This is a genomic window from Paenibacillus antarcticus (genome assembly GCF_001637225.1).
In the GTDB taxonomy this organism is placed as follows: Bacteria; Bacillota; Bacilli; order Paenibacillales; family Paenibacillaceae; genus Paenibacillus_AQ; species Paenibacillus_AQ antarcticus.
Genome location: NZ_LVJI01000030.1, coordinates 120,745 through 146,211, shown reverse-complemented (window position 1 = coordinate 146,211; position 25,467 = coordinate 120,745). Strand labels below are relative to the sequence as shown.

The following is a 25,467-nucleotide window of genomic DNA, read 5'->3' as shown; positions in this document are numbered from 1 at the left end:
TAGTTGTGTGTGGTATTAAGTTATTGTTATTGATTATACAACCAGTGGTCAAAAAAATCTACAAAACAATTCATGAATTGTTGTATTTTTCTGAAAAAACATCATATTTTCCATAATTTTCATTGTTTTGTGTGACATTACATTACATCGACTTAAATATGTATCTAAATAATCCAATTATTGCAAATAAAATATAGCTACATGTCATAATTACGAACGCCATTCTCCAGACTGCTCTAAGCAATCTTGTCACATCTACTTTTCCTTTCATCCGATTCTGTGCTCCCCCAACCATTCCTACTGCAATTAAAAGGAATAACAAAATAAGATAAAATCCAAATTTCAAATCAAATATATTATTAAATAGTGCTGATACAGACATAATTAGAAATACCGTAGTAACATCCATTGCCATCAACAAGGCATTACGTTTATTATCCTTCCACTTATCGTAAATAAAAAACACTAATATAAATGGAACAAATGGAAGAATACTAAACACGATAAAAGAATTACTTAGAAAATCCAACGTTTATCCCTCCTTTGTACTCATTCCTTGTATTAACTCCACCATAGACTTGTGATACGTTGCAACTAAACCTTTCTTTTCAGCCAGGGTTACAATACTCCCATTAATCCATTTCACTTCCGTTGGATTATCTTCAAGTATATCCTGTAACATAGAAGAGGTGTTTGCTGAAGTGGATACACATATGCTCATAATCTGATCCCACAAATTATCATCCCAATAAATGCCGCTTGCATTATATACTGCAGTACCTTCTAAGAAGAGTTTTCTCATCATATCCACTCTTGCTTGCGTTGCCATCAATTCTCCATTATGTATTCGCCACAAAGCAGTTAAAGGATTTATACATGCATTAATTAATAATTTGCGATAAATCTGGTTAACGATTTTATTCGACAAATCACTTGTAAATCCTGCTTTTCTAAGCTCATATAACAAACTATTCTCACTTTCTCTTCGATTCTTATTTTCCTTTTGAAATTGCTCATCTATCACTTGACCAAAGTTGGTTTCACCACGACCCGCATGAAACACCTCGTTGTAAGATAATCTTTTAGCCCCTTCCGTTGTGATCGCTGAATAGATATGCCATTGAGGTAATAATGAGTTTAACAGCTCAATATGACCCGTTCCATTCTGATAACAAATCATTCCGTGGGTTGCCTTCAGAGTGCTCTTGTCTATCTTTGCGAGCAATTGTGAGCCTATGTATTCCACATCTTTTTGCTTCGTCATAAGAAATATCCATTCAGCAGGATCTCTCTTCCATCCCTCTGTGAAATGATCCATTACATCTGCCTCTATTCGTATAGGACCTACAGAAGAAGCATCTAAATTCTCCACACTAGTCATATGTAGACCTTCTGTTCTTAAGGAAAGAACTTGATCCATACTTCGGCACCAAATACGAACCTCGTTCCCTGCAAATGCTAACTTCCCACCGTAGAGTAGACCTAATGAACCTCCACCAATAATATCAATTCTCATTGCCTATCCCCCTTCCATAATTTGTTCGCTTGCGCCTATTATAGCACTAGGAAGGAACTACAAAATACCCCATACAGATTGTCATAGACAACTTCTGTACGGGGTATTTTGTAGTTAGATAAGGATTACTATATAGATTGAACTAAAGTTTGCACTCACTAGTTCAATCATTTCCTAAAGAAGATCATGAATAATAGGTTTCGTCTTTAGTTCGATCTATATAGTTAATCGATACGCTCCAGATTCCCATTGGCATCCATTTTAAATCTCGATTTACTTTCTTCCTCTTCTTCATTCAAGAAGGCCAAACGTCGTGCACGGTCCATGATCTGAATCAATGCCTTGTAGTCATCATTCACAACCCGATAATCCGTCTGAACCTCATTGACTTGCTTGGACAATCTCTCATTAATAAGGCGTAAGTGTTCTACTTCCTCATCCTTATCACGTAGTTCCTTCTCAAGCATTTTTAACTGTCTGGTATTTTCCTGAACAGTACCTTTCCACTGCCTTAGGAATCGAATGACCGCTTCCATAGATAGTGTTTCTTCACTTATACCTTCAACCTTATAGTAATTACTGTCCTCTTCCACTTTCATTAAGCTTGCAACCTGTAATCCTACTACGGATGGCTGCTTCTTGTAGTAACTACGTTTCTGACGCTGCGCTTTAGCAATACTAATCGCCTCATCATACTTTTTACGGACACAACTGTTCCATCGAAATCCGCAGGCTGCTGAAGTTCTACCGATTTTTTCACCAACTTCTTCAAATGCAGACAACTGCGTACCACCATCGCGAATATGGCGCAAAGTTACTTCTGCCAAAATAAGATCATCATCTACACTCCATGCGTCCTGTCTTACGGCTGTCATGCAACCAAACCCTCCTAACAACGTCCTAAAATAACCATCTTCTTGACCAGATTTATCCGGCAATGCATGAGGTATAAAAGCTGCTTAATTCATTTCTATGCCTCTCATAGAGTTCATAGAATCTATTTGATACTATTTTGTATTACCAATTTATTGAACAGCCATACACGGACAATCAGAATCCATGTAGAATAATCAAATGTTATACAAATTCTTCTATAACAATAGTCACAAAATTTGAAAATTTTACGTTTCATCATTTACACATATTTCCGAAACCGCTATAATGGAGCATATATAAGGTTGACCGTACATATGGAAGGGGATATGATTTGTGGGACGCATGTTTCGAGTTCTAGGTTTTTTCACATTAGCAATTGGACTTATGGCATTTGCTGGTGATTTGACTGAAATGGCTTTATTGTTTTTTCTTCAAACCGCCTTCTTTGTCATCTTGGGCTATTTAAAATTCACAGAGAGAACCTATGTGCTTCTCTTTTGGGCCTACATGATTCTGACTTTCACAGGATTTAGCTATTGGACTGTATTTGTAATGGATATGCCAGTTTAAAGTTTTATTAGTTACACAATAGAACGATCCTTTGGTCCATTCACGGACTAAAGGGTCGTTTTTTGATGAATTATGAATTCATAAACACTAGACTCTGTTAAAATACAAGTTATAATAACTAAAATGAATGACATATACATATAGTTACAAATAACATAGGGAGGGGAATACGCTTGAGAAGACCAAAATACCACTTCATTATTTTGTGTATGCTTTTAACCTTGCTTCTTTACTCATCACTCCACCCTCATGGAATAATCTATGCAGACCCTGTGGTTCCTTTGGATGAAGAAACTCGCCAAATGCTTGAGAAAAGTCTATCCATTGTGGAAATAGACAGTGAAATCGAGCGAATTAGTCAACGTCAGACTGAGATGGCGATAGAACAAGATCAATTAGAAATAGAACTTCTTCAGAAACGTAATCAAATCAAGGACAAACAAGATCGTGCAGGAGCCATTGTACGTTCTTATTACATGGGTGAACGAGACTTTCTATACTCAGCTTTTCTCTCAGTCAAAAATATTAGTGGACTGCTCATCATCTATGGCTATTACGAAATCATCATGAATAATGATAAAGAGGTTTTAAATACGTATCAGTCAGAATATGTCGATTTACAAATAATGCAAAAAAAAATAGCCCAAAATTCTGTCGAGCTAGATGAAATGAAGCACAATCTCATTAAACAGCGAGAACGAGTGCTTGCTCTTCAGCAATCAGTAGATGGAAGTCTCCAAACCAGCAGTGATCCAGAGGCCATGCAAAAGATGATGAATGAATTTACATTATACTGGGAAAATGTAGGATTATACGAGGTTAAACGCCATTTCAGAGCACTATCTTCGGCTATGAAAGATTTGCCTGAGTTTGTTCAGAATACAAAAGGTATTATTCAAGCGAAAGGTTCAACTTACACCATTAATATTACAGAAGATCAATTAAATTCATTTCTTCGTTCCAAAGATGATCTGTTTAATAACTTTTCTTTTCATTTCGACAATGATGTTATCTCTGCCTCTGGAAAAAGTGGCGGAATATCAATAACGATAGAGGGAAATTATAACATAGTTAACGATCCTGAAAACGGGATTATGTTCCATGTATCAAAGTTAATATTTAACAACTTAGAATTGCCCGATACGACCCGTCTTGCACTTGAAGAAGAATTTGATCTTGGCTTTTATCCACAAAAACTCATATCATTTGTCAAAGCAACCGACGTTAAAATTTCAACAAATCTTTTACACATCATATTGAAATTATCTATGTAGTTCAACAAAGATTAGTCCTTATCTACTTTATTACCTTTGATTTCTCATCTAACATTTCCTCTTTAAATTGGCTAACCTTAAGTACACCTGTAAGCAATTGATTTACATGAATGGCTAGTTCTTTTAATTCATTGTTTGTTAATTGCTTAGAATTATTTTCCCCGCTATTTAGCTCACGTAATACATCTACCCTGAATGGTATATCAAAAGAATCCGTTATAGGGTTCTCGTAAATTGCACTCAAAGAGGGCAATCGATTTGTTTCGCTGAACCATTCCTGTTGAATGGAATAGGCTGTCATAAAAGCAATCCATTCAGAGGCCTGTTCTGTCAATGAAGACTGTGAAGATACCCCAAATGAACGACTTCGTAAAAAAGATGGTGATTTAGCATAGAAGTGTTCAGGGAAATCAATTCCTAATCCATCATTCCATGTCTTTGATGCTGAGTACGGGGCAAGATACATTAGCATTTCACCATCCATGAAGGATTGCAATGCTTGCTGTTTATCGTTAGTACTCACACGATACATATAGGGAAGCGCCATTTCAATCCATGCTAAAGATTGATCTTCCGGTTGCAAAATATCTCCTCCCATACCACCGATTAACGCAGCTAGTGCATACGGCTGCTCTGATTCAATACCAAGCAGAGGTTTCCCCTTCCTTTGCATTTGTATATCCAACAACTTAATCCATTCTTCATTCGTACTTGGAGATAGCCTAATCCCCTTATCCATTAACATCTTTGACTGCCATACTAATACATAAGGATCCATATCAAACGGTGTGGCCCATTGGTAACCATTCCACTCGACTAAAGCAAGTAATGAACGTAATACATTACTATCAGGTGTGCTCTTACGGTAAGATTCAACAGGTAGTAAATAGCCCTTAGCAGCAAAGGTCTTAACCCATTCACTCTCCATTAATAGTACATCTGGACTTTCTCTTATTGCCAAGGATTGAGAAACTTCATCATACGCATTATTTTCAGAAATATTGGTGAGTTGTGCTTGAATCCCTGTTTCTTTAACAAAACGTTTATTCATGATATCAAGCTTATTAAAGTCATCTATACTCAATTGTACTGATATTGTAATAGGTTCATTACTAGATTCTTTATTTTGTAATTCAAAGGATTCAGGGCTAGTTGTATTATTGTTATTATTCTTTGAATTTCTCTGTGTGAAATCAATACTTGGAGACAAACTCGTTAGAGATAGCAGTAGAATTGCAAATAGTATCCAGTAATTCTTCCGTTTCATTGCCTCCATCTCCCCCTTCACAACCACATACCCTTATTTTAGCAAATATATAGTGACTTTGTCCTACCTTTATTTTATATTTTTACTAAAAAACGCAAATGGAACTAGTCCCTTAGGTCATACACAGACCCTTGAGGGATAGTCCCATTTAGATTATTCATATGAAAATATTCACTAGCTTATTTCTCGGGAAATACAAGCTATAATAAATCCGCTGCGAGTTGAGCTAATTTAGAACGTTCTCCCTTTTCTAACGTAATGTGACCGCTGATCTTCTCTTCTTTGAACCGTTCCACAAGATAGCTTAATCCGTTGCTTGTGGCATCTAGATAAGGATGATCGATCTGTTCAGGGTCACCCATTAATATAACCTTGCTTCCTTCCCCAGCTCGAGAAACAATGGTCTTAACCTCATGTCTAGATAGGTTCTGCGCTTCATCTATAATAATAAATTGGGCAGGTATGGATCGACCTCTAATATACGTTAGTGCCTCCACTTGAATACTACCTAGACCCATTAATATTTTGTCAATATCACCTGATCGTTTTGTTTCAAATAAAAATTCTAAATTATCATAAATCGGCTGCATCCATGGTCTTAACTTCTCCTCTTTCTCCCCTGGAAGGTATCCAATATCTTTTCCCATTGGAACCACCGGGCGAGCAATGAGTAGCTTTTTATATTTATGTTCATCCTCCACTTTAGAAAGACCGGCAGCTAAAGCAACTAACGTCTTACCGGTACCAGCCTTTCCCGTAATAGTCACTAATGGTATGTCATCATTGAGTAGTAATTCTAACGCCATTCGTTGCTGAGCATTACGTGCACTCAGTCCCCATACTGGCTCATTACTCAAATAGAGCGGTTCCAGCCGAGTGCACTCTGCATTCACTTTAAGAAGCGCTGATTTCCCACTACCCATTTCATCTTTTAGAATCACGAATTCATGAGAATATAGGGGATAAGTTAACTGAAGCGTGTTAATAGGTAGGAAGCGGTAGCTATAAAATTCATCAATGATCGATGGGTGGACTTTGATGTTTAAATAACCGGTATATAGATCACTTACACTTGCTGTTCGATCCGTGAGATAATCCTCTGCTATTAGTCCCAACACATCTGCTTTGATCCTAACTAATACATCTTTACTAACAATCACCACAGAGGATGGTTCCGCTGTTTCCTCTTCTTCCAATTGGTAGTTCAGTGCAACGGCCAGAATTCGATTATCATTGTTTATTTCACCAAACATCTCCTGAACTTTAAGAAAACTACGATGATTCAGTTCTACCTTTAGACTCCCACCATTCTGCAAATTCACACCACTATGCAAGTGCCCATGCTCTCTAAGTCCATCGAGTAGCCTCGATACGGTACGGGCGTTACGTCCAATTTCATCTGCATTACGCTTTTTGGAATCAATCTCTTCTAGAACAACAGCCGGAATGATCACTTGATGTTCATCGAAGGTAAAGATTGAATTGGGATCGTGTAGCAGCACATTAGTATCTAATACGTAAATCTTCTTCATCGTAACCCCTCCAAAGCGCATTTATAATGGATACATAATTTTGTCCGTCCAGGACATGATAAGGGTATTACGTATTAATGATTCAGCAATGACTATTTTTCGTGAAAGGACGGATGACATATGCGATTATGTCTATGCTTTCTGTTAACCATGTCTCTATTGACAAGTTGTGGTACTGCTAATAAGAATGCATCACCCTCTCCTCAGAATCAAAACACGAACACGCTGTCTATTAAATCTAATGCAGATACGGGTGTAAAAGACCAATCCGTCAAAAGTCATTTGGAGGCTTTAGCAGAAAGAGTGCCAGGTGTTAAAAAAGCTCATTGTGTTGTAATAGGTAACACCGCTGTTGTTGGCATCGACGTAGAGGGTAATTTAACTCGCTCGCGTGTAGGAACAATTAAATATTCGGTGGCTGAAGCACTTTCACATGATCCTCGTGGATTGAAATCGTTAGTGACCGCTGATATGGATTTGTCTAATCGAATCGCCGAAATTGGTAATCACATTCGACAAGGACATCCCGTTTCTGGATTCACTTCAGAACTCGCAGATATTATGGGAAGAATTGTCCCTCAATTACCTGAGGATGTCAAAAATCAACAAAATACGCCCACTACTAAATCAACTAAATCTATAAAAAATTCCCATCCTTCTTCACATAATCAAAAATAATAAAAAAGCCTAGTGATAGCTCACTAGGCTTTTTGCATGGCAGAAAATACTTGTCCGTCCAGCTTCTCTGAAGCACGCTGGTCATAGGTTTTAATATATTGAGGGGCAGAAGAGAGCTGTGCACCATAAAACAATGCATTTCGCACGGCTTCTATACTGATGTCGAAACAGCACAATTTAAAGGGAATGTTAGGTAACGGATCTAATGCTATTGCTGCTCTACCATTCATAGCATGTACCGTCCCTTCCCCAAACACAGTGATAGTCACCAAGGGATTACTCTTGATGTTCTCAACTAACCGAGAGCGATGATCAATCGCAATCCGTAATGTGGAGGCGTTCAATGCATAAACCCATGAAATAGCACTGGACGTAGGTCCTCCAGTCTCTGCATCGACGGTGCTCAGCAAAACAAATGTTTCAGACTTCAATTGCGTTAATAAAGTCTCTGTCATTTGTGTGACGGTTCCGGACATAGAACCAGACCTCCTATACGCTTCAATTCATTATATTCTATTGTATTATACCACAGGATAAAAATTGCATTCAAATTTACGGATTTGTATCATTTGTGCTCTGATCCAATGTTTCTGCAGACTTACCTGCAAATTCATTCATTAATGCTTGTTTAGCGTTATCCAATTCGTCATCGTTAATATATACGAATGGGCTCTTCCATTCTCCAGTAACAGGAACAAATTTCACATTAGATTTAGATATATTCCAATAGGTAGCTATGATGTTCTTGAGTTGGGCCTTCTCGAGATCCGTCTCCATGTTATCTTTGACTGCATCAAGTACACTACCAATCTTGGTCGCACCACTGAAGGTTTGCATCTGATCAATTAATGAGTGAAGCACTTCGCTTTGACGCTGATTTCGACTGAAATCGTCAGATTCCTTCGTCCTAGGTTTACACCCAGGACCAGAATGTCGATACCGGACATAACCTAGTGCATCCTCACCATTCAGTTCAGCAGGACCCTTCTTAAGATCAATATCTGTCCCATCTGCTTTATCCTTATAACACATATCCATACTTATATTAACGTCAACACCACCCAGTGCATCAACAATATCACTGAATCCTTGGAAATTAATAACCGTAACGTAATCAATCGGTAAACCCAAATACTTAGTAAACATCTGCTTCATTTCATCCTGTGCAGTAATACCAGACTTTTTCTCAGCTTCCAGAAAAGTAGGATAATAAGCGTTAGCTTTCCTCACCTTATATCCGTCCAAATCAATTCTTGTATCCCTTGGAATCGAGACGACCGTAGCCGATTTTGTATCAGGATTAAAAGTTGCCACCATCATAACATCTGTCAGATGAGTTCCTGTCTTCGGACGATAATCAGTTCCTAGAAGCAGCATCGTAATCGGTTTGATTTTGGCAGAGGCTTCAGGTGCTACCGGCGTGTCAACACCCGTATCAAGAATCGTATTATCTACTTTGGTAACAACCCAACCTAAATATCCAGCAACAGCTAAAAAAACTAAAATAATGACAATTAATAGTAATTTCAAAAAAGATTTAAAGGCACTTTTCTTCTTCTTTTTCTTCTTGGGTAATCTTGGTTTTGGGATTGCTCCACCACGATTTCTGGGAGGAAGGTGAGTATTACTGGGACTCATGTTGAACACCTTTTTCATTATTATTAGTTAAAAAAAATTACCCCATTAAGGGGTAATATTCACACTTATTTCATAGAGGTATCAGCATTCTTCTTCTTCTGCCTACCCTCTACGAAATAGCGAATACGTACCAGGAGCATCAATCCAACGGCCACTAACAGACATTGAATGATCGGTAACTTATCATGTTGGAAAATGAGAAGCATACCGGAACCCATTGCCATCAACATGTACAATATAATCTCCTTCAACAACGGTAACTTCTGATGGACACGAAATACCTTGTTGTAAACATAGGTGATTAGTACAAAGATGACAATATAAGCAACAAGAGGATGTTCTGCAAACCATACCTGCATGTAAGTTTCACTCCCTTCATAATGGGGCACTTAACTTAAATATTAATATTAATTTGAATTTGCCATTTTACGGTTTTTATCAGCGCGTTCACGTTCACTCTTATTCAAGATCTTCTTGCGCATACGAATTGATTTAGGAGTGATCTCACATAATTCATCGTCATTCAAGTATTCCAAAGCTTGTTCCATAGAGAAGATAATTGGTGTTTTCATTTTCACCGTATCTTCTTTATTCGCAGAACGAATGTTATTCACAGCTTTTTCTTTACATACGTTAACGACGATATCACTATCACGTGTGTGCTCACCAACGATCATACCTTCATAAATTTCAGTACCTGGTTCCACGAATAGCGTACCACGATCTTCAATACCAATCATAGCATATAATGTGGAGCTTCCGTTCTCACTAGAAACCAATACACCTTTACTACGTCCACCAACTTGACCAGATACAAGAGGACCATAGCTATCAAAAGCATGGTTCATGACACCATATCCACGAGTTAGTGTAAGGAATTGAGTACGGTATCCGATAAGTCCACGAGCTGGAATTAGGAATTCCAAACGCACATTACCTGAACCTGTATTGATCATATTAGCCATTTCTGCTTTACGTTGGCCAAGACTCTCCATAACAGCTCCCATGCTCTCTTCAGGAACATCAATCATTAGACGTTCAATCGGCTCGCTCTTCTTCCCGTCAATTTCTCTTACGATAACGGAAGGTTTAGAAACCTGCAATTCAAATCCTTCACGACGCATGTTCTCGATTAGAATCGTAAGGTGAAGTTCACCACGACCTGAAACGATAAATGCTTCCGGTGTTTCAGTATCATCTACTCTTAAACTAACATCTGTTTCTAATTCTTTATATAGACGTTCACGTAATTTACGGGAAGTAACCCATTTACCTTCACGACCAGCAAAAGGACTGTTGTTTACAACAAAAGTCATTTGTAGTGTAGGCTCATCAATTTTTAGAACAGGCAATGCTTCTGGATTATTTGGATCTGCAATTGTTTCTCCGATGTTAATATCTTTAATACCGGCAATCGCAACAATATCTCCTGCTCCTGCTTCTTCAATCTCAATACGTTTCAATCCTTGGAATCCAAACAATTTCTCAATGCGAGCAGTTTTACTTGTTCCATCACGCATAATAACTGTTACGGATTGTCCTTGTTTGATAATACCGCGATTGATACGACCGATCGCAATACGACCCATATATTCATTATAATCCATCAACGTTACTAAGAATTGAAGAGGCTCATCCATTTTCTCAGTTGGTGCTGGAATATGTTCAAGAATCGTTTCATACAAAGCAAGCATTGTTTCGTCTTGTTTCTCAGCAACCATACTTGAAGTACCGTTCAATGCAGACGCATATACTACTGGGAAATTCAACTGCTCATCGGATGCTCCAAGTTCAATAAACAAGTCCAATACTTCATCAATAACTTCCTCTGGACGAGCTGCTGGACGGTCAATTTTATTGACAACAACGATTGGAGTTACATTGGATTCGAGTGCTTTACGCAATACGAATTTAGTCTGTGGCATACAACCTTCGTATGCATCAACTACCAACAATACGCCATCAACCATTTTCATAATACGTTCTACTTCTCCACCAAAGTCGGCGTGACCAGGTGTATCCATAATGTTAATTGTGAAATCTTTATACGTAATTGCCGTATTTTTAGCTAATATGGTAATCCCGCGTTCACGTTCCAAATCATTGGAATCCATTGCACGTTCTTGCACTTGTTCGTTCTCACGGAAAATCCCCGATTGCTGTAGTAATTGGTCGACTAGTGTCGTTTTACCGTGGTCAACGTGGGCTATAATCGCAATATTGCGAATCTGATCTCTTGATTGCATGGTTTATATCCATATCCCTTCATTCTTAGGTCTCTAATTCATTATACAACGTGTCTCACAAAAGAAGCGCCAGGCGATAATGCCGACGCTTCAACATATCTTTTATATTATAATGATTTTTCTGAAATAATCAAGTTTTTTTCTAGAAAATGATTCAAGTTTATACAGTTAAATAATTACCATTTACTTTTCGTTGAAGACTTTCTTCTCAACATCAGCCAGAGTCCGAAAGCGATAAGGATAACCGCTAAAAGATAGAAAACGCCGGTTTTCATCAGACTCAAAAGAATGAAGGCAAGTGAAAACAATCCAAGAATACTCGACACCCATAAAGCGATACTTGATCGTGGTTTCTCAAATACATAGTACTCATATAGTCCTACAGCTACTCCAAGGATCAATGCAGGCCATAAATGAGACATCAAACCCCAGCCCCATATATTACATATGCCAAAGAGTATTCCCCACACCGTTAAAGTTCCACCCGGAATAAGAAGGGTTGACTGACCACGACGATTGAAATATAGAGCTTGCAAAAGAAGACCTGGAATTAATATGGCCAGTGGCCAGAGGGAACGACCAAGAAAACCAAATACACCAAGTTTCCCCAACAAAATGACAATACCCGCAATGAGAATTAACAGTCCTAACTTCACATCTCTTTTGAAAGACATCTCACACCCTCTTTTCTTCAAAATGCCATCAGGTCAGAAAACATCGATTCCTTTTTTCATCATTATTGTATCTGAATTATGGAAAAAAAACCATATTAACAGATAAAGAAACGGATATCATCTTTTGTGGGATGATATCCGTTTCTTTTTATACGAGAAATATTGAATATGTCTCGCATTAAACTTACATTGCTTTATATTTAGTTGAGCCGAGAAAGTATTCGTTAGTCATAGTCTTCTTTATTCTTCACGAGTGCTTTTTAAGACTGTAGCTTATGATTCACCATTTTCTTAAATCCCCCTCCTACAATCACAAGCGTAGCAAGCAAAAGAGGTACCCACGAATGCCCTACGGGTAAAAAAGTCGATATGTAATTACCAAAACTAGAATCCTGAAGCATCATTTCCCCACCCGTATATCCTAATATTCCTGCTCCCAAATAAATAAGGATGGGATAACGCTGTAACCAATTCACAATAATATTACTACCGTAGATCACAATGGGAATACTGAAAGCAGTCCCAATAACAATTAAGGCTAGATCCCCGTTAGCTACACCTGCAATCGCTAATACATTATCAAGACTCATAATGAAGTCTGCTGCAAGGATAGTACGAACAGCTTTTGAAATCGTTGGTGTTTCGCCTAACTTGATCTCTTTCTTCTCTTCCAATAACAATTGGAAGGCAATCCATAATAGCATCAACCCCCCGATGGCTTGGAGATATGGGATTTTTAACATCAGCACTGCAACGAAAGTTAGAAGAACTCTAAGAACAACCGCACCTAGAGCTCCCCACCATACCGTTTTCTTACGCTGTTCTGGAGGTAGATCTTTGCTTGCTAAAGCAATAACGACAGCATTATCGCCACTCAACACTAAATTAATTACAAGGATTTCTAAAAGTAACCACACATTCTCCATGGTACAACCCCCCATTCTTACTTGTATGTATAAAAAAGAGGGGCTATGCTATAGATAACATATTTTTTCTAGATGACTTTCGATTTATTATCGGATGCGTACATCATATAAAGGAGTGGCACAACAATGGACACAACAGTACTCGGATTTCTCGCTTCACTAATGAACATCATATTTCTCGATCTCATCCTCGCAGGAGATAACGCTATCGTCATAGGTTTAGCTGCAAGGAATTTGCAACCCGCTACTCAGAAAAAAGCTATTATTTATGGCACGGCCGGCGCGGTCGTACTCAGAATTTTCGCTACAATCGTCGTATTGTGGCTACTTAATATTCCCTGGTTACTGTTAATTGGAGGTATTCTGCTCGTGTGGATTGCGTACAAGTTGATGACTGATGACGATGACCACACCGATGTCAAAGCAGGTCAGTCATTGTGGACCGCCGTTAGAACCATCATTATTGCTGATGCTGCGATGGGCATAGATAATGTTATTGCTGTCGCTGGAGCGGCTAATCATAATCTTATTTTAGTTATCATCGGTTTATTAATCAGTGTTCCGATCGTGGTCTGGGGAAGTACTCTATTTATTAAATTAATCTCACGTTTCCCATGGATTATTTATGTAGGGTCCATCGTACTCGGATATACAGCATCCAATATGATGACCGAAGAGAAGAAATTACAACCATTTTTCGAACATTACCCTGCACTTCGTATTGTCTTCATCCTTATCGTCACCACTGGCATCCTCGTTGCAGGATTCATAAAGATTAGATCAAATAGACGTAATAAGATGACAGCATCAAATGTTTAGGCTTACAGGCAAATACTAATTCTTATTCAGGACAATTCACTTTTTTTACGCGAATACTTTTCCAAAAACCAAAAAGTAGACCAAGGTTGATAACCTTGATCTACTTTTTTTTAACTATTCACATCAAAATCCTCTAGAACCAATCTTCTTCTACGGGACTATCCACTTTTGTACTTCCATCTTCATTAGGTGTTAGTACCATCGTCTCGGTGCGCTCCACAGCGTCCAAGATCATGTCATTAAGATTGGTGATCGAACGCTCAATACTTTCCACGATACGTAAGTTGGGTTTGGTCGCAGGTGAATCTGGAACAAAGAGCGTGCAACAATCTTCATACGGTTGAATCGAAAGATCATATGTTCCGATATCCTTCGCGATCGAAATGATTTCATTCTTGTCCATCATAATCAAAGGTCTTAACAGTGGTAACTCCGTTGCACGGCCAATAGCATTCATACTTGATAAGGTCTGACTAGCCACTTGCCCAAGACTATCTCCGGTTACAATTGCTAATGCACCTTCACGCTCAGCCAGCAATGTAGCAATGCGGAGCATTGATCTACGCATTAACGTAATGATTAATTTGTCCTGACCCTGACCTGTAAACGAAGTTTGTACTTCTGTAAAAGGAACTAAGTGAAGCTTTATCTCCCCTGCATAACCAGATAACACTTTTGCAAGATCAATGACCTTTTCCTTAGCCAGTTGACTGGTAAACGGATAACTATAGAAATGAACACATTCCGTTGTAAGTCCTCTTCGCATAGAGGACCATGCCGCAACTGGACTATCAATACCTCCTGATAGCAGTAACATCGCTTTACCATTACTTCCTCGTGGGAATCCTCCAACAGCTGAAATCACTTCATAAAAAATATAAGTTTCTGTTTCTCTAATCTCTACTCTTAGATCTAGTGCTGGTCGCTTCATACTCACATCTAACATTTCAAAATTCTTTAACAAATGTGATCCTACTTGGTGATTCATTTCATGTGAGGAGTGTGTGAATTTCTTCCATACACGTCTTGCGCTTACTTTAAAAGTAGTGCTTTCTTGTATATTCATTTCATCCAAATAACGATAACTTGTTTCTAATATATCTTCTAATTCGGACTTACACACAATAACTGGACTTATAGAGGCAATACCAAATACCTTTTTTAATACCTGAATTGGTTCTGCTGCAGTCTCACCATTGAGATACACATATATTCTGCCGAACTCATTCCTTAACTCTACTTTAGGAAAAGGTTCAAGAACTGATTTAACGTGAAGAAATACTGAATTCTCAAATCTTCTACGATTTTTACCCTTTAATATGAATTCTCCAAAACGCAGTAGTAACATATCATAGATCATTATCTATCATTCCTTCCTTGTTCTAATAATGGATGTAACTGCTCAACTGCAGCACGCAGTGCATGCTCCAATTGACTTATCTCTTCTTCCGTATGACTGTCTCCAAGACTAATACGAATCCCACTTGATGCTTCTTGATGGCTAAGTCCCATGGACAATAACACTCGGCTTGGCGCAGTTTGTTTAGAAGAACAAGCTGATCTAGTAGAGACTAACATCCCCTGCAGCTCCAGCGTATGCATCAATACTTCTGATTTCATCCCTGGAAATGAGAACTGCACAATATGGGGTGCACCGAACTCGTTACTATGAAGATGTAAACCTTCAATATTTCTAATAAATCCAAGAATTCTGTTGCGTTGAATAGATACTTTTTTCGTAAAGTTAGGTTGCCCTTCGCTGGCCATCCTCATCGCCTTAGCCATAGCTACAAGATGTGGTGTATTTTCAGTCCCTGCACGGAGTCCAAATTCCTGAGATCCCCCCGTAAGAAGAGGCATTAATTTCAATCCTTCTCGAACATACAGTAGCCCTGTCCCCTTAGGACCACGGAATTTATGAGCAGAGAGCGTGTAAAGATCCACTCCCCAAGTTTTTAAATCCACAGGAACCTTCCCAAAACCTTGAACACCATCGACATGGAATAACGTCAGTGCATTGCAACGCTTAATTTCCTGTCCGATAACATCTATGGGTTGTATAGCCCCCATCTCATTGTTAACATGCATAATACTAACTAATATCGTGTCTTTTCTTATGGCTGCGGTAATGGATTCCAATCTAACACAACCATGTGAATCAACAGGAAGAAACGTAACCTCGAACCCCCACTGTTGTAGTTGAAGAAAACTCTCATATACCGAAGCATGCTCAACCATCGTCGTAATCAAATGCTTTCCACGACTCATATATTGGAGTGCCGCACCCTTAATCGCCAAATTATTAGCTTCTGTCGCTCCTGATGTGAATATGATTTCTGTAGGTTTAACATACAATGCATTCGCGCAAACTTCACGGGATCGCTTAATCAGTTTGACAGCATCCCCACCTAATTGGTGGATTGAAGATGGATTTCCATAATGCTTATCCATGACCTCAGTTAATGTGCGTATGATATCTTCATACGGTGGCGTACTTGCAGCATGATCCCAATAGATCATTTATGTTCCACCTTTCTTTTTCGACAACGCAAAAAGATCAAACGTCGGAGAGGGCGTAAGTGCTTCTTACTGCTCTTTCACCCTGGTGCCTCCCCCGTGTGATCCCTTGTATGACTATGTAGTTGTCTCTTTATATTTCGTATTTGGAACGAGCGTTCTGCACCTTAGTTATATATTTTCTCGTCTCCTCTGGGAGTGAGCTCAAGTGATTCATAAGTTCGGCATCTGTTGATATACCAAGTCGCTGTACTCTTCCCGGTCCAGCATTATATGCGGCAAGTGCCATATTTTCTTGTCCATCAAAGCGCTTTAATTGATATGAAAGGTATCTTGTACCTGCATCGATATTCTGAGCTGGATCAAATGAATCGCTAACTCCCAACCCTTGAGCTGTTCCATCCATTAGTTGCATTAATCCTTTCGCTCCAGCGGATGATACTACTTGTGGATTAAAGGACGATTCTGTATCAATAACGGCTTTGATTAATGATTCAGAAATACCATATTTACGGCTAGCTTGTTGAATCAGATCATTATAGGTTGTAGGTAATGATTCCGCAGCATGATTCTTCGTTTCAACATTGATTGTGTTATCTACCTGCACAGCTCCAAGTTGCTGCCACAACAGACCCTCACTCCATGAAACACCGGAATTTAGAGGTACAACACTATCGGTCACTGGCACTTCAGACGTCGTCATTATCTGTTTCAACAATATGTCAAAATCAGATCCACCTGTATTTGTATTAAGTATGCTCTGTATAAGATCATTTTTATCCTGTATCGTAGCATTTTCTTGTAGATTTATAGGTTGTTTAGTCGTTACCGAGTCCATCTGCATGATCATTATCCCAACTTCCATCATAATGTGCTTTTTCCATTTTATCATGGGAATGGGACATACGCTACCTTCTCTTTAATATCATTAAAAAAAGCGAACGCCTAAAACCTCACGTGAGGTTTTAGAAAGTCCACTTTTGATATCTGTATTCGAAGAACCAAGTCTTATTTATCTTACAAAAGGCATCAGCACAAAATAACTGATCGTAGCTAATATTCCGAGAGCCATTGACCAGCCCCCAGTTGCTTTGTTCCCTTGTGAAAAAGCATAATATCCAATGATCGCTGCAACTGGACCGAGAACGATAGACCACATGAACAAAGATACAACACCAAATGCCAGACCTACGTATCCAGCCATTTGCCCTGTTCTTGACTCCATAATATCCGCATCTACGTCTTCACCTCGGTTTTCATCATATATACGAGAAGGACCCGGAGCGACTTCTGCTGCATATTCCTCTGCATATTCTTCTTTATGATCGTTCTCTAGACGTGGATAATCAACACGTTTGGCATGAAGTATTTTTTCTTTTCGAATACTTTCATTCTCAGAATGACCATGATTACCATGTTTATTTTTACCCAATGACAACACCTCCAAGATCGATTAAATGTCGATTAAATACCATTACATAAGTCTTCTCACTTTGGTTTAAATGTTAAACAACAAGTCGAAGATGACGTTCGAGCATTATCCTGATGATTATTAAAATGCTCTTCTCCAAATTCTTCATTCAAATTCCGACCTGCATGAGCATCAATTTCAATAACAATTTTCTCAGCTTGACAAAGATTAGCTTCTCCCCAAAAGTGACAATTGCTTACGCTACACTTAACTAATGTTTTGGGCTCATTTATCATTAAGATCACCTCTTCTCCATTGTCTCCGACACTGTGTGCTGATATGCGAATATGTTGCTGTAAGTTGATGGCATAATGCAAAGAATAACCCATTCCTTAACATGATTCAGTCTAAGTCTATACACATTAAAATGGCTGAGCCGCCCCAGATAGGGCAACTCAGCCATTATGTAATAATCATTATTTAATAATTCATTGTATTTGGGTTTGGACTATGCATGACTGCGTTGATTTTGCATCCGACGCTCTGTTAAATAGTCACTTTCATAATACGTAAGATCATCTCTTAACTCTTCATACACCTTAGTGATATCTAGAATGATATCCCGTGCTTCTTGAATTGGCTTGATACGGAAACGAATTGCATCTTGTCCTGTATAAGCATAACGGCCGTCTTCAGCATAACTTTCGTTTTTAGGATAAAAGAAATTGTTGACGCAGTGATGATATACATTGTAGAGAGCCTTCTCGGCAAATTCGATATCAAAGTTTGCACGACGTAAAACCACACCTAATTTCTCATAAGATACTTCAGAGAAAACGAGTAAGTGGCGTAGTTCGGACAAAAAACCTTTGTAAAATAGTACCATATCTTCATCCGTTTGTTCTGATGTCAATTGTGGCAATGCATGCTCATTCAAGAATATCTCTGTACTTTCAATACCTTTTTTTAATTTCTCTCTTGTTGATTCACACAATTTTTGAACATTGGCTGCCGACATAATCGTTAGCTCCCCCTTAATTGTACCTACGTCAATAGTTAAAGTTTTTACTACCTTCTACCATCGATTTCACTTGTATTATCCTACCATATATTACTTTGAAGCGGTACACTTTTCTATCTTAAATATATTACTTAATTCAATCATGTTGAACCAAACACTACGAATAAAAACACCGCTACTTCCTAACGATAATGAAAAGCTCAGATACGTAATAGGAGGTATTGAAATGTCCCGTAGAATATGGTTGGTATCAGGATTATTTGTAGCTATTGCAATGATAACAATCTTTGCATTAATTCCAAATTCCAATTCAAATCAAGCTTCGAGAACTCCAGTCGCTAATCCCAAGCAAGAAGAAACCATGAAACAAACAATAATGAATCATGATATTTCGTCCACTGATCATTTGACGCGAACAGATGCGAAAGAGCATGTTTCTATCATGGCAAACCAATTCAATTCATCAAGTAAACAGCAAATAAATCAATACATCAGAGAACTACAAAAGACTCATCATCACATTCAATTACTGACATGGGTTGATTTCTCCAATCAGCAGCATTCTACACCGTACCAATCTAAAAACTTAACATGGGACACGAATCTTAACAACCAGTTTAACACGTATCAAAGGTTAGCTACAAATCAATTGCGAAATCATCGCTCCTATGAGTCACCCTCGTTCAAGGTAAAGGAGAATCAATACTTTATTGTAGCTGAACCCTCCCTTAAGGGAAACAAGGGAATTATTGCGTTAATAAGCCAACAGGTTCTCAATGAAGTGTCCAATCACCAGAAGCGAAATTTAAGACTCATTCCTTATCCTAAAGAAGGGAATTATCGTGTCGAGTCCGTTGAGACAAATACACTTCGAGACATTACGGTGAAGACTGGTCATGATAATGAGAAGGCAAGTCATTACTATGAGAACGAAATTGTTGTACACTTCCGCGAAGATATGTCAGATCGAACATTGATGACCATTTCCAGTGAAATAAAAAGTACATGGATTCGTAAGATGGGATATGCTTACGTATTTCATGCTAAAAATATGAACTATTCACAACTCAAGACTTATTTCATGAATAAATATAGACCCAATTATGTTGAACCTCACTATTTATATTTAACCAATGATAACTTAACTGATGAAAAAAACACTTCCATTACACCTAATATCCCAAATGACCTACTATTCTCTAAATACCAATGGAATTTACCAGCCATTCAGACGAATAAGGGTTGGAATTTAGCTAAGGGAAACAAAGATGTGATCATTGCGGTCGTTGACACAGGCGTAGACTTGCAACATTCAGACTTGAAAGACAACCTTATCGAGGGATATAACGTCATTGATCCTTCCATTCAACCCAAAGATGATGTGGGCCATGGTACTCATGTTGCTGGAATTATAGGGGCAGTAGTCAACAACAACGAAGGCGTTGCAGGTATTAGTTGGTACAATAAAGTCATGCCCGTAAAAGCACTCGACAGTTCTGGCGCAGGTACTACCTATTCCGTCGCAGAGGGGGTTATATGGGCGGCTGATCATGGAGCAAAGGTCATCAACATGAGCCTTGGCAATTATGCCGATTCTGAATTCCTGCATGATGCCATCAAATATGCCTATAACCGAGATATAGTGATTGTAGCTGCTACAGGTAACGATAATACCGAGCGACCAGGATATCCTGCAGCTTATCCTGAAGTGTTCTCTGTATCTGCCACTGATTCAACAATGAAACGCGCTTCATTCTCGAACTATGGAGACTACGTTGATGTTGTAGCACCAGGTGAAAGTATAGCTAGCACCTATCTAAATAATGAATATGCCGCACTTTCCGGAACATCTATGGCTACGCCTCATGTTGCTGCTCTAGCAGGTCTTATTAGGTCTAGAAATCCAAATCTCACCAATGAGGAAGTCATGAATCTGATGCGTGAAAGTGTTGTAGATTTAGGAGATAAGGGTAGAGATAAGTATTTTGGTTACGGTCAAGTCGATATTTACAAAGCACTTCAAGCTGCAGGAAACGGAACTTCTCCACTTCAATTTTGGCCACAGCATGTACAGAATCAAATGCAATCAGTCATCCAAAGAAACGCATCCAAATAATTCAATACGTATTTGTTAAAAAACCAATCCGTGTACATTCGCAACACGGATTGGTTTATTTTGATGAGATATCACGTACATTTAGCACGATATTTCACATTATTTTTTTGATTTTATTTTTGCTTTTGCTTTTGTTTTTGTTTTTACTTTTGATACTGTCGCATTTCGTTTATTTTCTTTTTTTCCGGATACGCCTAGTCTCTCTACTCCTCTTTCCTCAATGCCTTCCTCTACTGTTACGCAATTATAAATATGTTTCTCAACAGGAATACAATGATGTCTATTGACCACTTGAATCGTGTGGATTACAGGCACTACTTGTGTAAAATAATGATCTCGTACAACGACAATAGGATCACAAACGATCGGATCAACCGCAGGACATTCAAAACCACAATGATGGCTCATATTCGTTAGCTCCTTTCGTATTTTGATATAGTGTATTACATACGTCTATCTCTGGTTTGTACGAATGACTATCATAAGTACATACCTCATTGAAATAGGCTTTATGCAACAACAAAAATGGTGATGTTTCAACGGTTAATAACCGATGAAACATCACCATTTCAATTATCATTATAAGTATTTCATTCATAAGTTGTTGTAGTTCTGAAAGTCTGCCGTAAGCCGGGTTCTGTGTCTATTGTGGTTCATACGGGAACTACCCTCCCACTCCAAACGACAATCATCTATCTAGGCCGAACATTGCTGAACGGCTCCAGCGACCAACCTAAACGCGCCTCGGGCTAAGGCTGCTCTCCTTGCACAGAGAAGCTGCGTTCCATTAGGTCTTGCTCCAAGTGGGGTTTACCAGGAACGAAGTCACCAGCGTTCCTCGGGGTCTCTTACACCTCGGTTCCATCCTTGCCTGTGCCGCTTGTGACGGCCATCGGCGGTCCATTTCTGTGGCACTATCCTTCAACTCGCGCTGACTGGACGTTATCCAGCACCCTGCCCTATGGAGCCCGGACTTTCCTCTCGTGACGCCTTAAGCATCACCAGCGATTGTCTGTCAAACTTTCGGGACAACATTTAATACTATACAGTGAGTCGAGCGAGAAAACAACCCATAAAATTTTGCCATGATTCAAATTCTTTATTTGATAACATGATATATTACATAAATTGGAATGCTTCTGTGTTCACCTTAGACACATGTACTTGTGTCTCAATTTTTGCAGCTAGAAGTTTTTCCCTCATCCATTCAGCTACTTTTGATTTCATTATTTTCTCCGCGTTATGACCTGGATCAATAATAGCAATACCTGCCATTAAAGCATCCTGTGCCGTATGATAGTCAATATCTCCAGTCACAATCACATCTGCACCACGGAAGATTGAAGGTGATACATATCTACTTCCTGAACCCCCAAGTACAGCAGCTTTACGGATAGGACGTTTCAGGTCACCAACTACCCTAACATGATCAACCTCTAGATTCTGTTTAACAACCTGGACGAACTCCTCAAGTAACATCGGTGTATTTAATTTACCTACACGACCTAGGCCTAAGGTTCTCCCTTTAAGGTTCATAGCATACAGATCATAAGCTACTTCTTCATAGGGGTGGGCTTTCAACATAGCCTGTACCACTTTCCGCTGGATTCCCTGAGGAACAATGGTCTCAATACGCATTTCTTCTACCTTCTCAAGCTTTCCTTCAGTACCAATGAAAGGATGACTACCCTCATGGGGCATGAAAGTACCATATCCCTCAATATTAAAGCTACAGTGACTATAATCACCTATATAACCGGCACCAGCTCCTAGAATCGCGTCTAGAACTTGTTGGTGATGGCTCTTAGGCACAAAAACAACTAGCTTAGATAATTGCTCTGTATGAAGATCTTCAATAGGTGAGCCGTTCTCGATACCAAGTGCTTCTGCCATCCAATCATTCATACCACCTTCTGTGACGTCGAGATTGGTATGGCTAATGTAAACAGCAATGTCGTGTTTAATTAGCTTCTCGTAAAGTCTACCCATAGGCGTGTCCGTCTGCAATTGTTTCAATGGACGAAAAATAATCGCATGATGCGCAATAATGAGATCAACCTTTAATTGTATCGCTTCTTCTACAACTTCGTCATTAATATCTAACGCAATCAGCACATTATGAATATCCTTCTGTAAGGTACCCAATTGAAGTCCAATACGATCGTCAGGCATGGCTACATGTTTAGGAGCTAACTGTTCCATATATTGAATTACTGTCTGTCCTTTGGCGAACATGATAGCACCTCCTTAATCTGTTGAATTTCTTGTGCTATTTCTTCAGATTTAGTCTCCGCCGAGGACAAAGTAGACGTCGCAAGAGATTTCAATATTCGTTCCAACTTATCAATCTCAGACAACCATTTAGAAGTAAAGATCGAATTCCTCTCTTGCAACAGCCAAGGGCCCATTCGCACAGACATTTCTTTCGTTATTTTTACTTGTCCATGATTACTACTATCGAGATAATACTCTTTGTAAACATCCTCATTTAAGAACGTTACCATACCACTATTCTCAGGCACAGCCGTTAGTATTTCATATACTTTACGATCTTCTTCCATGATGTGCTCCGAAGTTAACACCCAATGTCTATCTAATAACCATCGGCGCACGAGCTCTTCTCCAACATTCGGTTGTAATATAAGTTTCTTAACACCTTGGAGCTTATCTATCCCCTGTTCCAATATCGTTGAGATTAATCCTCCACCCATACCTGCAATGGTGATAACATCGACTTCACCAGGAGAAATCACATTTAGACCGTCACCGAGCCTTACAGAGATCTTCCCCCCTAGACCCGCTGTAGCCACCTGCTTTGCCGCAGCATCCCGAGGACCAGGATTAACCTCTCCAGCGACAGCACTTAGTGCATTTCCCGTCTTAATCGCCGCTACAGGCAACATAGCATGATCTGAACCTATATCTGCAAATGTACTTCCAACGGGAATCTGTTCCATGATATATTGTAACCTTTTTGATAATTTCATAAGCCACCTACACAATCCATTTTTTTCGTGAATAGAATACCATTACAAGTATTTCCACAACAATTTCTCAATAAAAAAGCTAAAGTGATGATTTGCAATAGCTAAGAAAAAGAGCTAAAATAAAAATCAATACAACAAATGAAGGAAATAATTCCAAAAGAAAGAAACCTATTCCTTACTTTCCCATATTTCAAAGAGTCAATTATTATTAAAAAAAGACCTCTGAGCTAATAAGCTGCAGAAGGTCCAATTATACGCTTTATTCCAGAAAATCCTTAAGCCTTTTACTACGGCTTGGATGACGCAATTTACGAAGCGCCTTAGCTTCAATCTGGCGAATCCGTTCACGGGTTACTCCGAACACTTTACCAACCTCTTCAAGTGTTCTCGTACGTCCATCGTCAAGACCGAAACGTAGACGCAATACATTTTCTTCCCGTTCAGTTAGCGTATCCAGTACATCTTCCAACTGCTCTTTGAGAAGCTCATATGCTGCTGCATCAGCAGGTGCCAAAGCTTCCTGATCTTCTATGAAATCTCCAAGATGCGAGTCATCTTCTTCCCCAATCGGTGTCTCCAACGATACTGGTTCTTGAGCGATCTTCATAATCTCCCGAACTTTTTCAACACTTAATTCCATCTCTGCTGCAATTTCCTCAGGTGATGGTTCACGCCCTAATTCTTGAAGCAATTGACGAGATACCCTAATCAGCTTATTAATGGTCTCCACCATATGAACTGGAATCCGGATTGTTCGTGCTTGGTCAGCAATCGCACGGGTGATAGCTTGGCGTATCCACCATGTAGCATACGTACTAAACTTAAACCCTTTTCCATGATCAAATTTCTCTACAGCTTTGATTAGACCCATGTTTCCCTCTTGAATCAGATCAAGGAACAACATTCCCCGTCCAACATACCGCTTCGCAATGCTGACTACGAGACGTAGATTAGCTTCAGCAAGACGTCTTTTAGCCTCTTCATCACCATTCTCAATACGTTTGGCTAATTGAATTTCATCATCTGCTGATAATAATTGTACACGTCCAATTTCCTTAAGATACATACGTACAGGATCATTAATCTTAATCCCTGGTGGTAAGGATAAGTCGTCATTAAAGGAACTCATCTCGTCACCACTATTATTTTCCTCGGAGTCATCATTAGGCCGAAGAGTATTTACCTCTTCATCATTCTCGTTGACCACTTCAATCTCCAAATCAGCCAAATGTTCATAAAATTCTTCCATTTGTTCAGGATCTTGATCGAACGGGGACAATTTCTCCATGATGTCTTTGATATTTAACGTCGATCTTTTCTTACCTTGCTCAACTAGTTGATCTTTGACCTGATCAAGGGTCAACTCTGTCTCTATTTCAGTACGTTGATCATTCGCCAT

26 protein-coding genes and 1 other RNA gene are annotated in these 25,467 nt (G+C 39.0%); 5 read left to right on the top strand and 22 right to left on the bottom strand.

Annotation, left to right across the window (positions count from 1 at the left end; translation table 11 throughout):
* Positions 1 to 142 precede the first annotated feature (142 nt).
* From PBAT_RS19345 to PBAT_RS19335, 3 genes are all read right to left on the bottom strand, one after another.
* Positions 143 to 529, bottom strand: coding sequence for a DUF3397 domain-containing protein (locus PBAT_RS19345; RefSeq protein WP_068651980.1), 387 nt, complete (start codon positions 527 to 529; stop codon positions 143 to 145).
* Positions 530 to 532: 3 nt separating this feature from the next.
* Positions 533 to 1,516 carry a ketopantoate reductase family protein gene (locus PBAT_RS19340; protein WP_068651979.1) on the bottom strand — a complete coding sequence of 328 codons (984 nt, stop codon included), beginning with the start codon at positions 1,514 to 1,516 and terminating at the stop codon, positions 533 to 535.
* A 224-nt stretch (positions 1,517 to 1,740) separates the two neighbouring features.
* Positions 1,741 to 2,391, bottom strand: a complete 651-nt coding sequence (locus PBAT_RS19335) for an RsfA family transcriptional regulator (RefSeq protein ID WP_068651976.1) — start codon at positions 2,389 to 2,391, stop codon at positions 1,741 to 1,743.
* 334 nt (positions 2,392 to 2,725) lie between these two features.
* On the opposite strand from PBAT_RS19335, the gene PBAT_RS19330 reads away from it, so the two are divergent.
* The gene (locus tag PBAT_RS19330; RefSeq protein WP_068651974.1) at positions 2,726 to 2,962 is read left to right on the top strand and encodes a DUF2626 family protein; all 237 of its coding nucleotides are present in this window, start codon (positions 2,726 to 2,728) and stop codon (positions 2,960 to 2,962) included.
* Between the two features lie 173 nt (positions 2,963 to 3,135).
* Positions 3,136 to 4,236 carry a coiled-coil domain-containing protein gene (locus PBAT_RS19325; protein ID WP_246168277.1) on the top strand — a complete coding sequence of 367 codons (1,101 nt, stop codon included), beginning with the start codon at positions 3,136 to 3,138 and terminating at the stop codon, positions 4,234 to 4,236.
* 22 nt (positions 4,237 to 4,258) lie between these two features.
* Here PBAT_RS19325 and PBAT_RS19320 read toward each other — a convergent pair whose 3' ends face one another.
* Positions 4,259 to 5,503 carry an extracellular solute-binding protein gene (locus tag PBAT_RS19320; protein WP_068651972.1) on the bottom strand — a complete coding sequence of 415 codons (1,245 nt, stop codon included), beginning with the start codon at positions 5,501 to 5,503 and terminating at the stop codon, positions 4,259 to 4,261.
* 200 nt (positions 5,504 to 5,703) lie between these two features.
* A complete protein-coding gene (locus tag PBAT_RS19315) occupies positions 5,704 to 7,035 on the bottom strand; it encodes a PhoH family protein (RefSeq protein WP_068651970.1) in 1,332 nt (443 codons plus the stop codon).
* A 150-nt stretch (positions 7,036 to 7,185) separates the two neighbouring features.
* On the opposite strand from PBAT_RS19315, the gene PBAT_RS19310 reads away from it, so the two are divergent.
* Complete coding sequence (locus tag PBAT_RS19310; RefSeq protein ID WP_248912441.1) at positions 7,186 to 7,713, top strand: YhcN/YlaJ family sporulation lipoprotein; 528 nt, start codon at positions 7,186 to 7,188, stop codon at positions 7,711 to 7,713.
* Between the two features lie 23 nt (positions 7,714 to 7,736).
* Here PBAT_RS19310 and PBAT_RS19305 read toward each other — a convergent pair whose 3' ends face one another.
* The 6 genes from PBAT_RS19305 to PBAT_RS19280 all read right to left on the bottom strand — a co-directional run bounded on the left by PBAT_RS19305 (position 7,737) and on the right by PBAT_RS19280 (position 13,197).
* Positions 7,737 to 8,189 (bottom strand): pyridoxamine 5'-phosphate oxidase family protein, encoded by a 453-nt coding sequence (locus PBAT_RS19305; RefSeq protein WP_068651965.1) that lies wholly within the window; start codon positions 8,187 to 8,189, stop codon positions 7,737 to 7,739.
* 76 nt (positions 8,190 to 8,265) lie between these two features.
* The gene (locus PBAT_RS19300; protein ID WP_068651963.1) at positions 8,266 to 9,351 is read right to left on the bottom strand and encodes an LCP family protein; all 1,086 of its coding nucleotides are present in this window, start codon (positions 9,349 to 9,351) and stop codon (positions 8,266 to 8,268) included.
* A gap of 65 nt (positions 9,352 to 9,416) precedes the next feature.
* Complete coding sequence (locus tag PBAT_RS19295; protein WP_068651962.1) at positions 9,417 to 9,710, bottom strand: YlaH-like family protein; 294 nt, start codon at positions 9,708 to 9,710, stop codon at positions 9,417 to 9,419.
* A gap of 48 nt (positions 9,711 to 9,758) precedes the next feature.
* Positions 9,759 to 11,597 (bottom strand): translational GTPase TypA, encoded by a 1,839-nt coding sequence (gene typA / locus PBAT_RS19290; RefSeq protein ID WP_068651960.1) that lies wholly within the window; start codon positions 11,595 to 11,597, stop codon positions 9,759 to 9,761.
* Positions 11,598 to 11,773: 176 nt separating this feature from the next.
* Positions 11,774 to 12,271 carry a hypothetical protein gene (locus tag PBAT_RS19285; protein WP_068651958.1) on the bottom strand — a complete coding sequence of 166 codons (498 nt, stop codon included), beginning with the start codon at positions 12,269 to 12,271 and terminating at the stop codon, positions 11,774 to 11,776.
* A gap of 260 nt (positions 12,272 to 12,531) precedes the next feature.
* Positions 12,532 to 13,197, bottom strand: coding sequence for a TerC family protein (locus tag PBAT_RS19280; RefSeq protein WP_068651956.1), 666 nt, complete (start codon positions 13,195 to 13,197; stop codon positions 12,532 to 12,534).
* Positions 13,198 to 13,323: 126 nt separating this feature from the next.
* On the opposite strand from PBAT_RS19280, the gene PBAT_RS19275 reads away from it, so the two are divergent.
* A complete protein-coding gene (locus PBAT_RS19275) occupies positions 13,324 to 14,016 on the top strand; it encodes a TerC family protein (RefSeq protein WP_068651954.1) in 693 nt (230 codons plus the stop codon).
* Positions 14,017 to 14,149: 133 nt separating this feature from the next.
* Here the strand turns inward: PBAT_RS19275 and thiI are convergent, their stop codons facing one another.
* The 6 genes from thiI to PBAT_RS19245 form a co-directional block, all read right to left on the bottom strand.
* Positions 14,150 to 15,376 carry a tRNA uracil 4-sulfurtransferase ThiI gene (gene thiI / locus PBAT_RS19270; protein WP_068651952.1) on the bottom strand — a complete coding sequence of 409 codons (1,227 nt, stop codon included), beginning with the start codon at positions 15,374 to 15,376 and terminating at the stop codon, positions 14,150 to 14,152.
* Entirely contained in the window at positions 15,376 to 16,536 is a 1,161-nt protein-coding gene (locus PBAT_RS19265; RefSeq protein WP_068651950.1) for a cysteine desulfurase family protein, read from the bottom strand. The genes thiI and PBAT_RS19265 overlap by 1 nt, the downstream gene beginning before the upstream one ends.
* A 130-nt stretch (positions 16,537 to 16,666) precedes the next feature.
* Complete coding sequence (locus PBAT_RS19260; RefSeq protein ID WP_068652019.1) at positions 16,667 to 17,377, bottom strand: lytic transglycosylase domain-containing protein; 711 nt, start codon at positions 17,375 to 17,377, stop codon at positions 16,667 to 16,669.
* Between the two features lie 168 nt (positions 17,378 to 17,545).
* Entirely contained in the window at positions 17,546 to 17,965 is a 420-nt protein-coding gene (locus PBAT_RS19255; protein WP_246168278.1) for a hypothetical protein, read from the bottom strand.
* A gap of 56 nt (positions 17,966 to 18,021) precedes the next feature.
* Positions 18,022 to 18,240 carry a DUF1540 domain-containing protein gene (locus PBAT_RS19250; protein ID WP_068600080.1) on the bottom strand — a complete coding sequence of 73 codons (219 nt, stop codon included), beginning with the start codon at positions 18,238 to 18,240 and terminating at the stop codon, positions 18,022 to 18,024.
* A 212-nt stretch (positions 18,241 to 18,452) separates the two neighbouring features.
* Positions 18,453 to 18,962 carry a YpuI family protein gene (locus PBAT_RS19245; protein WP_068651948.1) on the bottom strand — a complete coding sequence of 170 codons (510 nt, stop codon included), beginning with the start codon at positions 18,960 to 18,962 and terminating at the stop codon, positions 18,453 to 18,455.
* 229 nt (positions 18,963 to 19,191) lie between these two features.
* On the opposite strand from PBAT_RS19245, the gene PBAT_RS19240 reads away from it, so the two are divergent.
* Complete coding sequence (locus PBAT_RS19240) at positions 19,192 to 21,081, top strand: S8 family peptidase (protein ID WP_068651946.1); 1,890 nt, start codon at positions 19,192 to 19,194, stop codon at positions 21,079 to 21,081.
* Between the two features lie 99 nt (positions 21,082 to 21,180).
* Here PBAT_RS19240 and PBAT_RS19235 read toward each other — a convergent pair whose 3' ends face one another.
* From PBAT_RS19235 to rpoD, 5 genes are all read right to left on the bottom strand, one after another.
* Positions 21,181 to 21,489: a hypothetical protein gene (locus tag PBAT_RS19235; RefSeq protein ID WP_068651943.1), complete on the bottom strand. Its 309-nt coding sequence runs from the start codon at positions 21,487 to 21,489 to the stop codon at positions 21,181 to 21,183.
* A 203-nt stretch (positions 21,490 to 21,692) separates the two neighbouring features.
* Positions 21,693 to 22,105, bottom strand: an RNA gene (gene rnpB, locus PBAT_RS19230) — RNase P RNA component class A.
* A 95-nt stretch (positions 22,106 to 22,200) separates the two neighbouring features.
* Positions 22,201 to 23,316 carry a Nif3-like dinuclear metal center hexameric protein gene (locus PBAT_RS19225; RefSeq protein ID WP_068651941.1) on the bottom strand — a complete coding sequence of 372 codons (1,116 nt, stop codon included), beginning with the start codon at positions 23,314 to 23,316 and terminating at the stop codon, positions 22,201 to 22,203.
* Positions 23,292 to 24,068: a tRNA (adenine(22)-N(1))-methyltransferase gene (locus PBAT_RS19220; RefSeq protein ID WP_068651939.1), complete on the bottom strand. Its 777-nt coding sequence runs from the start codon at positions 24,066 to 24,068 to the stop codon at positions 23,292 to 23,294. Before PBAT_RS19220 ends, PBAT_RS19225 begins: the two co-directional genes overlap by 25 nt.
* Before the next feature lie 259 nt (positions 24,069 to 24,327).
* The gene (rpoD, locus tag PBAT_RS19215; RefSeq protein WP_068587623.1) at positions 24,328 to 25,467 is read right to left on the bottom strand and encodes an RNA polymerase sigma factor RpoD; all 1,140 of its coding nucleotides are present in this window, start codon (positions 25,465 to 25,467) and stop codon (positions 24,328 to 24,330) included.